The sequence below is a fragment of the Acinetobacter silvestris genome, from assembly GCF_002135235.1.
Classification (GTDB): Bacteria; Pseudomonadota; Gammaproteobacteria; order Pseudomonadales; family Moraxellaceae; genus Acinetobacter; species Acinetobacter silvestris.
Window position 1 is genome coordinate 188,074 of the sequence record NZ_NEGB01000001.1, and the last position, 14,723, is coordinate 202,796.

12 protein-coding genes are annotated in these 14,723 nt (G+C 40.1%); 7 read left to right on the top strand and 5 right to left on the bottom strand.

Features of this window, described 5'->3' with window-relative positions:
- Positions 1 to 84: 84 nt before the first annotated feature.
- From xerD to thrC, 4 genes are all read left to right on the top strand, one after another.
- Positions 85 to 1,002, top strand: coding sequence for a site-specific tyrosine recombinase XerD (gene xerD / locus B9T28_RS00945; protein ID WP_086202092.1), 918 nt, complete (start codon positions 85 to 87; stop codon positions 1,000 to 1,002).
- A 129-nt stretch (positions 1,003 to 1,131) separates the two neighbouring features.
- On the top strand, positions 1,132 to 1,944 hold the full coding sequence (locus tag B9T28_RS00950) for a DsbC family protein (RefSeq protein WP_086202093.1): 813 nt from the start codon (positions 1,132 to 1,134) through the stop codon (positions 1,942 to 1,944).
- Positions 1,945 to 2,069: 125 nt separating this feature from the next.
- The gene (locus tag B9T28_RS00955) at positions 2,070 to 3,374 is read left to right on the top strand and encodes a homoserine dehydrogenase (RefSeq protein ID WP_086202094.1); all 1,305 of its coding nucleotides are present in this window, start codon (positions 2,070 to 2,072) and stop codon (positions 3,372 to 3,374) included.
- Between the two features lie 53 nt (positions 3,375 to 3,427).
- A complete protein-coding gene (gene thrC, locus B9T28_RS00960) occupies positions 3,428 to 4,567 on the top strand; it encodes a threonine synthase (RefSeq protein WP_086202095.1) in 1,140 nt (379 codons plus the stop codon).
- Positions 4,568 to 4,628: 61 nt separating this feature from the next.
- Here thrC and pbpG read toward each other — a convergent pair whose 3' ends face one another.
- Positions 4,629 to 5,684 (bottom strand): D-alanyl-D-alanine endopeptidase PBP7/8, encoded by a 1,056-nt coding sequence (pbpG, locus tag B9T28_RS00965; RefSeq protein ID WP_086202096.1) that lies wholly within the window; start codon positions 5,682 to 5,684, stop codon positions 4,629 to 4,631.
- A 232-nt stretch (positions 5,685 to 5,916) separates the two neighbouring features.
- On the opposite strand from pbpG, the gene gacA reads away from it, so the two are divergent.
- Genes gacA through B9T28_RS00980 form a run of 3 tightly spaced genes read left to right on the top strand, consistent with a single transcriptional unit; the run spans position 5,917 to position 9,581 of the window.
- Positions 5,917 to 6,552: a response regulator transcription factor GacA gene (gacA, locus tag B9T28_RS00970; protein WP_086202097.1), complete on the top strand. Its 636-nt coding sequence runs from the start codon at positions 5,917 to 5,919 to the stop codon at positions 6,550 to 6,552.
- A 29-nt stretch (positions 6,553 to 6,581) separates the two neighbouring features.
- Positions 6,582 to 8,150: a sensor histidine kinase gene (locus B9T28_RS00975; protein WP_086202098.1), complete on the top strand. Its 1,569-nt coding sequence runs from the start codon at positions 6,582 to 6,584 to the stop codon at positions 8,148 to 8,150.
- 21 nt (positions 8,151 to 8,171) lie between these two features.
- Positions 8,172 to 9,581, top strand: coding sequence for a sigma-54-dependent transcriptional regulator (locus B9T28_RS00980; protein WP_086202099.1), 1,410 nt, complete (start codon positions 8,172 to 8,174; stop codon positions 9,579 to 9,581).
- A 53-nt stretch (positions 9,582 to 9,634) separates the two neighbouring features.
- Here B9T28_RS00980 and B9T28_RS00985 read toward each other — a convergent pair whose 3' ends face one another.
- From B9T28_RS00985 to lptF, 4 genes are all read right to left on the bottom strand, one after another.
- Positions 9,635 to 10,816 (bottom strand): S41 family peptidase, encoded by a 1,182-nt coding sequence (locus B9T28_RS00985; RefSeq protein WP_086202100.1) that lies wholly within the window; start codon positions 10,814 to 10,816, stop codon positions 9,635 to 9,637.
- A gap of 25 nt (positions 10,817 to 10,841) precedes the next feature.
- Positions 10,842 to 12,389, bottom strand: a complete 1,548-nt coding sequence (gene gpmI / locus B9T28_RS00990) for a 2,3-bisphosphoglycerate-independent phosphoglycerate mutase (RefSeq protein WP_086202101.1) — start codon at positions 12,387 to 12,389, stop codon at positions 10,842 to 10,844.
- A 116-nt stretch (positions 12,390 to 12,505) separates the two neighbouring features.
- A complete protein-coding gene (lptG, locus tag B9T28_RS00995) occupies positions 12,506 to 13,576 on the bottom strand; it encodes an LPS export ABC transporter permease LptG (protein ID WP_086202102.1) in 1,071 nt (356 codons plus the stop codon).
- Entirely contained in the window at positions 13,576 to 14,676 is a 1,101-nt protein-coding gene (gene lptF / locus B9T28_RS01000; protein ID WP_086202103.1) for an LPS export ABC transporter permease LptF, read from the bottom strand. Before lptF ends, lptG begins: the two co-directional genes overlap by 1 nt.
- Positions 14,677 to 14,723 lie beyond the last annotated feature (47 nt).

The window sequence follows — 14,723 nt, forward strand, 5'->3', positions numbered from 1 at the left end:
GCTGCCCTATGTGAGTTTAGAGTTTTTTTAATCTACATTTCAATGCTACATTCTTAAATTGTACTTCCGAAGTCAAAATAACCCATGCTGAATAAAAAACCCCGTATTCCTACAGCAGTTACCATTCCTGAAAATTTAAACTTTTTACAAAGCTTTAGAGATTATTTAATTGCACACACGGTTAGTCCACATACCCGAAATGCATATTTATCTGACCTGATCCAATGTAGTGAATTGAGCTCTGCCTACTTGCCAGACTGGACGCATGATGAAATTTCTGATGTTTTAATTGCACTCACCAAACAAGGTAAAAGTCCTCGTTCTATTGCTCGTAGCTTATCTGCACTACGTTCATTTTATAAATTTTTACGCGAACAGAAAATTCGTTTAGACAACCCTGTTGCGGCACATAAAACCCCAAAACTCGGGCGGGCTTTACCTAAAGACTTATCAGAACAAGATGTGGACATGCTCATTCAAGCACCTGACATTAGTACCGCATTAGGTTTAAGAGATCGTGCCATGTTGGAAGTTTTGTATGCTTGTGGTTTACGTGTGACTGAACTGTTAAATCTACGTTTGGATTTAATTAATTTAAAGCAAGGCTATTTGCGTATTGTCGGCAAAGGTAATAAAGAACGTCTTGTTCCATTGGGCGCAATAGCATGTGAGTGGGTTGAAAAATATTTAGCTGAAGCCCGAGCAGCATTGTATAAATCATCCACGGATTATTTATTTTTAACCCAACATGGCGGCATTATGAGCCGACAAAACTTTTGGTATGCCATTAAACGCTATGCACTACAAGCTGGCGTGCAGACCGAACTGTCTCCACATACATTAAGACATGCCTTTGCCACACACTTACTCAATCACGGCGCCGATCTACGTGTGGTACAAATGCTGCTGGGCCATAGTGACTTATCCACCACACAAATTTATACCCATGTCGCGCAAGTTCGTATGCAAGAATTACATGCACAACATCATCCACGGGCTTAAGCATAAAATAAGGACTGTGGTATTTATATCGCCAATTTACCCCCCTTAATCAAGTTTTAACGAACTGGGTGTATTTTTTTGCTATTCTTAACCACTTAAAATAATGCTGAAAAACAGAAAGAGTTGTTTATGCAATTGAATCGTTCGAAATTGATGATGGCTTGTATACTAACCAGCGGGTTAGTATTGACTGCATGCTCAAAACCAGATGCTAAAAAAGATGATGGCACATTGACAGCAACAGCACCTGCAACGGGTGAAGCGTCAAACTTAACCGAGCGCAACTCTCAGCAGCGACTGATTCAGACCTTACAAAACCATTTTAAAACTGCTGGCATTACTGCCAAAATTACCGATGTAAAACCAACAGAAGTACCGAACTTGTATTGGGTAAATATGCAAGGTACCAATTCAGTCTATGCCACCAGTGATGGTAAATACCTCATCCAAGGGGATGTCATTCGTCTCGGTGGTAAACAACTGAGTAGCATTAGTGACAAGTTACAAAGCACTGAAAATAAAAAACACCTCTCTTCCCTGAAAAAAGAAGATTTACTGGTTTATCCTGCGCAAGGTAAAACCAAACATGTGATTTATGTCTTTACCGATGCAAGCTGTCCGTATTGCCACAAACTACATGAACAAATTCCTGCAATCACGGCTAAAGGCATTGAAGTCCGTTATATTGCTTGGCCACGTGGTGAACAATTTATGCCAGCCATGGAAAGTGTCTGGTGTAGTGCCAATCGTCAAACTGCATTTGACCAAGCCATTGCAGGGGTTCAATTACCTGCAGCCACTTGCAAAAATCCAGTCCGTGACCAATATCAACTCGGCCTCAACATGGGCGTCAATGGTACCCCTGCAATCTATAATGAAGCAGGTGAACATATTGGTGCTTACATGACTGCCGATGAATTGGAACAACGTTTAAATAACTAATTTTTATTGGTTAATTTACTATTTTTTATACAATAATATAAAGATACGCCAGACTCTAGAGTCTGGCGTATTTTTTAGCTATGATCTAATCCTAATATAATTTATATGCATAATTGGAGTGTGACGTGAAACCAGTTCGTCTGGCAATACTCGGTCTTGGGACCGTAGGCGGTGGAGCCCTTAAACTATTACAAGAAAATGCTGCTGAAATTAGACGTCGCACCGGTCGTGAAATTGAAATTACCCATGTGGGCACACGTCGCCCACGTCCTGATTTAAATTTACCTGCAAGCGTAAAACAAAGTGCAGATTTGCTTGAAATCGTACGCCAACCCGATGTTGATGTTGTGGTTGAAGTAATGGGTGGCATTCATCCTGCATACGAGGTCATCATGGAAGCGATTAAGCACGGCAAACAAGTGGTCACTGCAAATAAAGCCTTACTTGCTGAGCATGGCAATGAGTTGTTTAAAGCAGCAGATGATCACCACGTGCAAATCGCATATGAAGCTGCGGTAGCAGGTGGCATACCCATTATTAAAGTGATTCGTGAAGGTTTGGCTGCCAATAAAATTGATTGGCTGGCAGGAATTATTAATGGTACTGGCAACTTCATTTTGACTGAGATGAGTGAAAAAGGTCGTGCCTTTGCCGATGTACTACAAGAAGCGCAGGAACTAGGCTATGCCGAAGCTGATCCTACGTTTGATGTTGAAGGAATTGATGCTGCACATAAACTAACGATTCTTGCTTCATGTGCATTTGGTATTCCATTACAGCTTGATAAAGTCTATACCGAAGGCATTACCAAGATCACCGCACAAGATGTGAAATATGCTGAAGAACTGGGCTATCGCATTAAACATTTGGGTATTGCACGCCGTACGGCTCAAGGCATTGAACTACGTGTCCACCCTACCCTAATTCCTGAAGAAGAACTGATTGCCAATGTTAACGGCGTGAAAAATGCCGTCTTAGTCCAAGCCAATGCAGTCGGTCCGACCTTATATTACGGTGCAGGTGCAGGTGCAGGTCCAACTGCTTCTGCTGTGGTTGCAGATGTGGTCGATATTGTCCGTGACATCATTTATACCGAAGATGGTTCAGGCACCATTCCACAACTCGCGTTTGAAGCATTATCTGACTTAAATATTTTAAGCAGTGATGAAATGACCACAGGCTACTACTTACGTTTAAATGCAGAAGACCAAACCGGCGTACTTGCTGATGTCACTACGATTCTAAGCCGTGTCGGTATTAGTATTGATGCCATTATGCAGCAACCTCGCTTAAAAGATTTAATTCCGATTGTGATATTGACCGATCCAATCGTGGAATCAAAAATGAATGAGGCCATTGCTCAAATTCAAGCCCTACCGGCTATTCATGGCGAAATCGTAAGAATTCGTTTAGAATTGCTTGATAACTAATCAGGTTGAGGGCTTTAACCCTCACCAGCTCTACTTATAATTGGAACACCACCATGTCTACTGCAAATCGCTATACAGGACTTGTTGATCGCTATCGTGACCGCTTACCAGTATCTAAAACTACACGTGCTATCTCCTTAAATGAAGGTAATACGCCGCTCATTAAGTTAGATAATATTCCAGGTATTATTGGTAAAAATGTTGAAATTTATGTGAAGTATGAGGGCTTAAACCCGACTGGTTCATTTAAAGACCGTGGCATGACCATGGCTGTAACCAAAGCTGTTGAAGATGGTTCTAAAGCGATTATCTGCGCTTCAACAGGAAATACCTCTGCAGCCGCTGCGGCTTATGCTGCACGTGCAGGAATCAAAGCATTTGTGTTAATCCCAGAAGGCAAAATTGCCATGGGTAAAATGGCACAAGCAATGATGTACGGCGCAATTACCATGCAAATTCGTGGTAACTTCGATGACGGTATGCGTTTGGTTAAAGAAGTCGCTGATCAAGCACCTGTTACGATTGTAAACTCAATCAATCCATATCGTTTGCAAGGTCAAAAAACTATTGCTTATGAAATCGTAGAAGCTTTGGGTCGTGCGCCTGACTACCACTGCTTACCTGTAGGTAATGCAGGTAATATCACTGCACATTGGATGGGTTATACCGAAGCAGTTGCCAACCAACCAGTTGAAGAATTTGAACAAGTGGTTTATGACGCTGCAACTGACAAATTTACAGGTCCAAACCCTGAAGGCCGTCCAATTATGGTCGGTTATCAAGCCTCTGGTGCTGCACCCTTCCTACGTGGTGGCCCAGTAGAACATCCTGAAACTGTTGCAACAGCCATCCGTATTGGTAATCCACAAAGTTTTAATCATGCGAAAGCCGTAGTACGTGATTCAAATGGTTGGTTTGATGAATTAACCGATGCTGAAATTTTAGAAGCACAACGCTTACTGTCGATGTACGAAGGTGTCTTTGTTGAACCTGCTTCTGCCGCGTCTATTGGTGGTGCAATTCGTGACATTAAAGCAGGTAAAATTGCTGAAGGTTCAGTGATTGTATGTACTGTAACGGGTAATGGCTTGAAAGACCCTGACACAGCAATTAAGCAATGTGCTGATGCCGTTATGTTGTCAATTGATGCCACAATGAGTCAAGTGAAAGAATCTATTCTTTCTAATATGTAAGATCTCATCAAAATAAAAAAACCTGCATGATGCAGGTTTTTTTATTTTGCAATGAATGCAATTAAATACGTTTTGGCAAATTACTGACCCAATTCAATAAATTGGTTGCATCATTGGTACGTGCTTGAGAAGTACTTGCTCCTAGCAAAACCACAACTGCTGGACGATTATTCACAGTGGTATGCATCACTACACAACGTCCTGCTTCATTAATATAACCCGTTTTAGAAATATTAATATTCCAGCCGCCATTACGTACTAAAGCATTGGTATTGTTTGATTTTAATACGCGATAACCTAAATTAAAATCATAATGTGCGGTGGTTGAAAATTGACGAATCAAACCATATTGGGATGCACTACTAACCAAAATCCCTAAATCACGTGCAGAAGAAATATTGTGTGGATCCAAACCTGTGGACTCAACATAATGGGTTGTATTCATCCCCAATTGACGTGCTTTCGCATTCATCGCCGCTACAAAAGCAGATCGTCCACCCGGATAAGTTCGTGCCAGAGCCGCTGCTGCTGGGTTCTCAGACTTCATTAAAGCCACCAGTAACATTTCAGCACGATTCATCGTATCGCCCGCTTTTAATGTTGAACTGGAGTTTTTACCGCCAGCACCTGCAAAATCAATTTGCTGTAAGGTAATGTCTTCTGACATATTCAAACGTGCATCTGCAGTGATTACGGCAGTCATGAGCTTGGTAATCGATGCAATGGGTAATGCCAAATTGGTGTTTTTGCTATACAGCACTTCACCCGTTTGTGCATCCATGACTAAAGCAGCACGCGCATTGACAGAGGGTTGGCTGCCATACCGAGAGGTATCCACAAGTTGAACAGGTTTAGCTGTTGTCGTAACAGGCGTATTATTAGCCTGACGAATCGTTGTGGTCAATGTTGTTGAGCCTTGAGGCGATATTTCATCCGCATCGTCATCAAGTGAATCATTATTTAATAATTGACTGGCGTCCGATGATGACCAACTCATCGCCGCTTGGCCAGGATTCCCTGAAGAATTCATCACGAGATCTGCAAAACTTGTTGAGCTCAAACCGAGCAGCACAGATAAGCTCAATCCCTGCATCAACATTTTTTTGGACTTTTTCATGGTAACTCTCTCATCTCAGGGAGGTTTCTAGCCATCTTGCTTATTACCTCAAATATGACTTACATTTACACCTAAACGTGATTAATATTACAACACATATCAAATCACGCTATTGTGCACAATTATTTAGTGAACATTAGAGATAGCATTGCTAATTTCGTTATAACATTGCAAGTAATTTTTGCTTTATGTAACAAAAAAGTTGCTTATTAAAATATCTAAGGAGGCTAATGTGATCACGGTTCTAGTGGTAGATGACCATGAGTTAGTACGTACTGGCATCTGTAGAATGTTAGAAGACCAAATTGACGTACACGTTATCGGACAAGCCGAATCTGGCGAAGAAGCCATTACCTTGGTTAGACAACATCACCCCAACATCGTGCTATTAGATGTCAATATGCCGGGTATTGGCGGTGTTGAAACAACGCGTCGCCTATTACAAACAGCACCTGAAACTAAGGTGTTAGCCGTCAGTGGTTTAGCAGAAGAACCTTATCCTTCCTTACTTTTAAAAGCTGGGGCACGTGGTTATATCACCAAAGGTGCGCCAATCTCTGAAATGGTTCGCGCCATTAAAAAAGTCATGCAAGGTGGCAAATATTTCAGTGCAGACATTGCTGAACAACTCGCCAGCTCGTATTTATCAGATACTCAACTCTCTCCTTTTGATGCGCTGTCTGAACGTGAAATGCAAGTTGCGATGATGGTTGTGAATTGTATTAGTGCCCAAGAAATTTCCGATAAGCTCTTTGTCAGTGTCAAAACTGTGAATACTTATCGTTATCGTATTTTTGAAAAACTCAATCTAGATAGTGATGTGAAATTGACTCACTTGGCCATTCGTTATGGTCTGATTAAACCCTAGATCACTGCTTAATTTTCAAGAGTGCCTATATGTCGCCTGTGGTATCTATTCCAATCTATCAAACGATTTACCGTTTAGGTACCCTATACTCAGGCTATCGTTTAACCATTGCCTTAAGTTTAATCCTGATTTTTCTCATTACTTTAGAAAATCAGACTTCATATTATGAGTACCCGAGTCTTTATTTTTATGCCTTAATCACTTTTGCCCTATTTGGCATTGGGCAAATGCTCGCACTCAAATTTTACCCACATGCCATCTCCCCACAATTTATTGCGATTTTCTTGGTGGATGTCGCATTTTTAAGTACTTTGACCTTTGCTTTGGGAGGCCCAAATCTTTCCATTAGCTTACTTTTTGTCATTACGGTTTTTGCAGCCAACTTCCTTCTCACGAAGAATAAAGCCTTATTAATTACACTCGCCTCTGTTATCTCTATTGTTTATCAACAATTTTTTGGTAGTTTTTTTGATTATTCCAATTTAAATAATATTGGGAACAGTGCTTTATTGGCGTTTTTATTTTTTGTCGTTTATGGCATTGGACAAGTTGCAATTCGCCGTTTTCAGGTCTTAGAGTCCCTCAACACCTTACAATCACTTGAATTATTCAAATTACAAAATATTAATCGCTATATTTTAGAACAAATTGAAGTGGGGTATTTGGTTGTAGATGAAAATTTTAAAATCATTGTGAGTAATCCAGCAGCGTGTGCTTTACTCGGAATTTCCCCCCTATATGCACATGAACAATATCATCTGGCCACCTTCCAACCCGATTTATTTAAAAGCATTCAATCTGCTACGCTCAGAGATGGTGAACGTTTCCAATTTGAATCACAACAATCGACCTATTCTGTTGACATAAGAGTGCAAAAATTAATCGTTCCACAACAGGCACTCACGTTATTGGTCTTAGAAGATGCTCAAAAACTCAATCAGAAAGTACAACAACTCAAACTAGCTGCCTTAGGACAACTTTCAGCCAGTATTGCGCATGAAATTCGAAACCCACTTGCCGCTATTGTTCAAGCGAATGAACTAACAATAGGCAGTGATACTGATCAAAAAGAACTACTCAATCATATGATCAGCAAGCAAGCTCAGCGAATTGATCGAATTATTCAAGACACTTTAGACATGGCCAAAAATAAAAAAACCTTGGCAACCCAGATTGCTTTAAAACCATTCATTGATGATCTGATTCAACATGACTTATCCGATGTAAAATCTAAGATTCAATTTAATTTTGCAGAGAACTTCAATATATATTTCGATGCCTCTCAATTGAGGCAAGTTTTTATTAATTTAGTTCGCAATGCACTCAGACATAACGCCATCAATGCGGCATTTATTCAAATTCATATTTTTAAAACTGAGCACAATATCAATATTGATGTGATCGACTTTGGCAATGGCATCAGCAAACAAGACTTATCACAACTTTTTCAACCTTTTTTTAGTACCGAAACCAGCGGAACTGGTTTAGGATTATACCTATCACATAGTATTTGTGAGGCGAATCAAGCCAAATTGATCTATGTAGAGCAAAAACAACAAGGGGCATGCTTCAGGATTGAGTGCCCACTCATCGTTTAATCATTTAGGTTTTTTGGGGTTATGGCTACACAGCAACCATTAGTATTACTTGTTGATGATGAACAAGATTTATGCATGCTTATGCAAATGAGTTTAGCCCGTATGGGTATAAAAACGCATATGGCACATCATTTAGAGCAAGCCAAATATTTTTTTAGTGAGTATAAATATAATGCCTGTATTACCGACTTAAATCTTCCTGATGGCAGTGGACTCGATTTAGTTAGGCACGTTACTCAAAACCATCCCAAAACCCCCATCGCCGTATTAACAGCGTATGGTAATATGGACATTGCGATTGCTTCACTAAAAGCAGGTGCTTTTGATTTTGTCAGCAAACCGATTAATCAACAGCATTTACAACAACTGTTAGGCAAGGCATTGCTTGTCCCTTTTATCGATTCAGAATCGGTATCATCTCAGCTTGAATTTAAAATGCTGATTGGTGAATCTCAACCCATTCAAAAACTCAGAGAGTCGATTAAAAAAATTGCACGCTCTCAAGCACCTGTGTTCATCACAGGTGAGTCAGGCACAGGAAAAGAGGTCGTTGCCAACTTAATCCACCAACTCAGTAATCGACGTGAACAAGCCTTTATTGCCATTAATTGTGGGGCAATTTCTGAAGACTTAATGGAAAGTGAATTATTTGGTCATGTTAAAGGTTGTTTTTCAGGAGCAACGCAAGACAAGCAAGGTCTTATTTTAGCTGCCGATGGTGGAAGCTTATTTTTAGACGAAATTGCAGAACTGTCTTTATCTATGCAAGCCAAGTTACTTCGTGCTGTACAAGAGAAAAAAATTCGTCCCCTTGGCAGTGAAAAAGAAATCGACGTCGATTTTCGCATTATTAGTGCCAGTCATCAGAATATAGAAGAACGTGTTCAACATGGACGGTTTCGACAGGATCTATTCTTCCGTATTCATGTCATGGATATTGCACTGCCTCCATTACGTGAGCGTGGGCAAGATATTCTCATCCTTGCCCATCATTTTATTGAACAAATTTGTCGCGAATGGGGCATTGTAACCAAGCAACTGAACAATGCAGCACAGGCGCTTTTACTCCAAAATTATTTTCCTGGGAATGTCAGAGAGCTGCGAAATATCATTGAACGGGCAATCACACTGTGCGATGAAGAATTCATTGCGCCTTCACATTTGCAACCCCAATCTAGCTATACAACGCTAGTGAAAGAGTCCAATGAAAAATCGGATTTTATCCAAATCACTCAAGCCCAACCGCTAGATGCAGCAAAAATTCCTGAAGAAGGTTTAGAGCAATTTTTAGAGAACGTCGAGAAAGAAGTTCTGCTGACAGCACTGAATCAAACCCATTGGAATAGAACACTAGCGGCTAAAAAACTAGGCATGACCTTTCGGTCTTTACGTTATCGTTTGAAAAAATTTGGCTTAGATACCGAAGACTAGCTAGCCTATAGATAAAATTAAATTATCTGGGGATAAATATAAAGTCGAGACCTCTACTCTTTATGTTTCAATAATAGCTCTGTAACATTATTGAGATAAGTCTCTTCTTTCATCTCCAATGGCCAAGGATATTCCTGATTTGGGCGAATACCTTGCCCATCAATCATCAAGCCATTGGGTGTATAGTAATGCGATACCGTCATTTGTAATGCCGCACCATTGGCTAAAGGAAAAAGCTTTTGCACTACGCCTTTACCATAGCTTTTTTCACCGATAATCCAAGCACGCTTATGCTCTTTCAATGCTGCGGTAAAAACCTCTGCGGCAGAGGCGGAACGGCCATTAATGAGAATGCCTAACTTTACATGAGGAAAATCATCCCCTGGTAAAGCTTGAAATTGCTGATCACCTTCAGAGCGGCTTTGCGTTGAAACAATCAGACCTTGGCTTAAAAATAAATCAGCAGTTTCTACTGCAGCAGACAATAAGCCACCTGGATTATTTCTTAAATCTATCAAAACTGCTTTTAATTTATTTGAATTATATTCTTCCAATAATCTTTTAATTTCGTTGGCTGTATCCTGTTGAAAAACTTTAATCTTTAAAACTAAAACTTGATTATGTAATAACTCAGATTCGATATCTGCTACATCTAACTTTTTATTACGGACAATCGTAATGACTGGACTTTTAGCATTAAGTTGTAATTGAAAGCTTGAACCAATCGAACCATGCAATAAATCATCTACTTGTTGTTTATTTAAATTTTTAAGTTCTTGATTGTCAATTTTAAAAATTGTAAAACCATTGTTTAAACCAAGTTGAAAAGAGTCTGAGTTTTCATGCAAATTTTTAATTTGCCATTGATGAGCATGGCTGTCATAGCTCACATCAAAGTCAGCTGTGGCTAAGTCCCCTTCAGTATATTGTAACAGTTGCTTATATTCTTCTTGAGTTAAATAACGAGAATAACGATCTAAGCCTCCAACTAAGCCTTTAATCGCTTGTAAAAATAGAACGTCATCCGACTTTTCTTCAACATAGTTGTCTTTAACTGTGCCATAAATTTGTACAAACTGTTGGATGGACTCAATTGGCACTTCAGCAATACGCTGTTCTTCCATAACCTCATCAAAATCCAGTGCTGCAGAAACTTTTTCTACAGCCCAGACTGAATGACTACCACTTGTCAGCACCCCTGTTAACACAGCAATATATTTCCAAGCTTGAGTCATTCATTCACCTATTTGAGAAACATATTTATGCTTTAAGGGTAATCAGATTATGCCCTTGCATATCATCTGGAATAGGCAGCTGCATTAGACTGAGTAAGGTCGGAGCAACATCTGCCAATACGCCACCTTCAGCAATCGTTGCTGAAGTTGGGCCCACATAGATAAACGGTACTAGCTCAGTTGTATGCTGTGTATGGACTTGCCCACTGACATAATCTTGCATTTGTTCCACATTACCATGATCGGCTGTAATTAACATATGCCCATGATTTGCCATCACTGCATCATACAAACGCCCCAAACAGGCATCAACAGCTTCTACTGCTTTAACAGCTGCATCAAATATGCCCGTATGACCAACCATATCCCCATTGGCATAGTTCACCACCAATAAGTCGAACTCACGTGAGTTCACTGCTTTGACCAACTCATCAGTAACTTCATAAGCACTCATTTCTGGTTTTAAATCATAGGTCGCAACATTCGGTGATGGAATTAAAATACGTTTTTCACCTGGATACTCATCTTCACGTCCACCACTAAAGAAGAAGGTGACATGCGCATATTTTTCAGTTTCAGCAATCCGTAATTGGGTCTTACCTAGATTAGATAAATATTCCCCAATTGAATTTTTTAAGGCATCTGGCATATACGCCACAGCAGCATCAATTGATGCTTGATAGCGCGTTAACATGACAAATGTAGATAAGGTTGGAACCACTTTACGTTCAAACCCAGCAAAGTCTTTTTCAACAAAAGCTTTGGTAATTTCACGAGCACGATCCGCACGGAAATTCATAAAGACAATACTGTCCCCATCTTGAACTTTCGCAATTTCACCAATGCGCGTAGCTTTAACAAACTCATCATTTTCTGATGCAGCATAGGCTTGTTCTAAGCCTTCAACCGCAGAGGAAACCACACGAAATGCCTCACCCTCTGTGAGTAAACGATAAGCTTGCTCAACACGATCCCAACGGTTATCACGATCCATCGCAAAATAACGGCCAATCATCGTGGCAATGCGCCCTTGATTTGGATATTTGGCAAATACTGCATCTAATTTTTCTAAAGAGGGTTGTGCGCTGCGTGGTGGCGTATCACGACCATCAAGGAATGCATGTAAATAAACCGTTGCCCCACGTTTCAATGCCAGCTCACACATAGCAATGATATGATCTTGATGAGAATGTACCCCACCTTCAGATAACAAACCCATAATATGCACCACAGCATTGGCTGCTTTGGCTTTTTCTACCGCATCAATCAGGACTTGATGTTCGAAGAAAGCACCTGTGCGAATATCTTTGGTAATTCGAGTAAAGTCTTGATATAGCACACGACCTGCACCAAGATTCATGTGCCCTACTTCTGAATTGCCCATTTGACCATCAGGTAAACCAACATCTTCGCCTGAACCTGAAATCAAACTATGCGGATGCTTGAGTTGCATTGCCGTTAAGTTCGGCGTTTTTGCAGCAAGAAATGCATTGTCCTTGACCGCTTCACGATGACCCACACCATCCATAATCACCAATACGTGAGGGATTTTGCCAGCAGTTGCATCCGTCATAATTACACTCTTTTTATCTACAAATTTATCGCAATATCTTACCGCTTTTTGAGGTAAGACTCTATTCAAACTGGATTGTTTAAAGCCACCCAGCCCATTCCAACTTTAGATGTGATTTATTTGGCTCGATGTAGCAAATAACTACCCACAATCAACATCAGTCCTATCGGGACAAAAACAAACCATGCTGGTGAAGGTGAATACACTAAACTTGCATAGCCGAGGAAGTCCTGCAAATAGTAAAAACCCAAACCAACAAATAAAGCGATCACTAAACGAAAGCCCATGGATTGTTGCCGTAATGGCCCAAAAACAAATGAACAAGCCACCAAAACTAAAACCAATAACGCAAATGGCGAACCTACTTTTTGCCAAAAGACCAATTGATAGGTTTTTGGCACTTGGCTATATTCATTCATATAGCGCATAAAACTCACCAATTGACTTGGTGCTAAATCTTCAGGATCAATCGTCACCATATGGACATATTTGGGTTTTAAAGCTAAAGCTAAATTTTGTTGTGCGCTTTGGACTAAATCAGCATTCCCTTGAGCAAGGATATTCATTTGCGTGGCATTCGTCAGTTTCCACTGCCCATCTTGAATAAACTGACCTTGTTCAGCATTGAGTAATGATTTAAGGCGATATTCTGGATCAAAATCGATGACTTGAACTTGCTTTAAATTGCCTTGTGAATTGGCATAATCAATATAAATAAAACGCTGACCTTCACGTGTCCAATAGCCTTTCACTTCGCCCAAGGCTGCAACACTATGATTGCTTTTCACGCTCTTTGCCTGTTCAGTGGTATAGGGAATCACCCATTCTGTTAAAGCAAAAGAAAAGACCACCAAGAGTAAAGCTGGTCGCATCACCCAACCCACAATACGCCATAAACTAACGCCTGCTGCACGCATCACAATCAATTCACTATTTGAAGCTAAAGCACCTAAACCCAATACTGCCCCAATGAGAGCAGCAATAGGCAAAATCAGATTTAAATAATACGGTGCTCCAAACATAACAAATTGAAAAGCTTGCCATGCCCCATAACCTGGTTTTAATGCGCCTAATTCACCTAAATACGTAAATAAAACCTGTAATACCGCCAAAATTAACATCGCACCCAACATAGCAAGTGCAGTGGTTTTGGTCACATGTTTGGCTAAAATTTTACGTGCTAACATTATGATCTCACCCGCTTAATTTGGTTCTTAATTTTCGGTGCTAATTTTTGTTTTCTAGAAAAAATAGCCGCGGCCATCATATAAAAAATCAATACCGCAGGATAAGCCCCAATTCCCATCTCACCTTTGCTGACACGGGTTTTAATCGCCATTAAAGCAACAATTAAACTGGCAAAAATCATCAAGGCTGGAAATAGTTTTAAATAACGTCCCTGACGAGGGGTGACTTCAGAGAGTGCAACCGCGAGTGCCAAAGCCACAAAAATAGTGAATGGTACAAAAATACGCCAACCTAACTCACTGACAATCACGGGGTCTTCACGTGTTTCCCACAATTTTGAAAATGGTAAGGCTTCTACTTCAGTACTTTCAAATTTGGCTTCTTTATCACTTTCTAAACGTAGACGATATGATTGAAATTCGATTTGGGTGTATTTTGCTGTACCTGGAAAAACCTCATAGCGATGACCTTGCACCAGATCGACTACACTGGCTGTATCATTGGCAATTTCAACACGTGTAGCTTCTTTGGCTAAAATCATCACATCTGGTTTATCTGCTTTGTCAGCACGCTGATAAAAAAAGACGTCTTTTAAATTTTTACGATCTTCAGACAAAGATCCTGCGTAAATAGTATAAGCACCCGATGAAATAAACTCTTTTGGACGTACTAAATCAAAGCCCGTACGAATCGCTTGAGTTGAAGTCAATTGATAAAATTGACGTAATCCCCAAGGTGAAATCCACACCATCAATGCAATTTGTATAATTAAATAAACAATCGTTACAGGCACAAGTAAGCGTGCGAGTCGATGTTTACTGATACCACTACTATTAAAAATTGCCATTTCATGATCGACATAGAGACGACCAAAAACTAGCATTAATCCAATAAAAAAACCCAATGGAAGAATCAGGGTTAAAAATTCAGGTAATCGATAGCCAATGATGCTAAACAAAATACTGACATCTAAGCGACCTTGCGCAGCGACCCCAAAATATTTGATCAAACGCCCACCCATCATGATCAGTGTGAGCAGCGTAACCACAACCAAAGAGGTCGACACCACTTGTTTAACAAGGTAACGTCTTATAATCAAAGTAAGCTTCCAGAATTGGGTTAAATGAACAAGAGTAGTTTACTCGA

Coding starts and splice junctions, on each gene's coding strand:
- xerD (WP_086202092.1), top strand. CDS start 85: ATGCTGAATAAAAAACCCCGTATTCCTACAGCAGTTACCATTCCTGAA.
- B9T28_RS00950 (WP_086202093.1), top strand. CDS start 1,132: ATGCAATTGAATCGTTCGAAATTGATGATGGCTTGTATACTAACCAGC.
- thrC (WP_086202095.1), top strand. CDS start 3,428: ATGTCTACTGCAAATCGCTATACAGGACTTGTTGATCGCTATCGTGAC.
- pbpG (WP_086202096.1), bottom strand. CDS start 5,684: ATGAAAAAGTCCAAAAAAATGTTGATGCAGGGATTGAGCTTATCTGTG.
- B9T28_RS00975 (WP_086202098.1), top strand. CDS start 6,582: ATGTCGCCTGTGGTATCTATTCCAATCTATCAAACGATTTACCGTTTA.
- B9T28_RS00980 (WP_086202099.1), top strand. CDS start 8,172: ATGGCTACACAGCAACCATTAGTATTACTTGTTGATGATGAACAAGAT.
- B9T28_RS00985 (WP_086202100.1), bottom strand. CDS start 10,816: ATGACTCAAGCTTGGAAATATATTGCTGTGTTAACAGGGGTGCTGACA.
- gpmI (WP_086202101.1), bottom strand. CDS start 12,389: ATGACGGATGCAACTGCTGGCAAAATCCCTCACGTATTGGTGATTATG.
- lptG (WP_086202102.1), bottom strand. CDS start 13,576: ATGTTAGCACGTAAAATTTTAGCCAAACATGTGACCAAAACCACTGCA.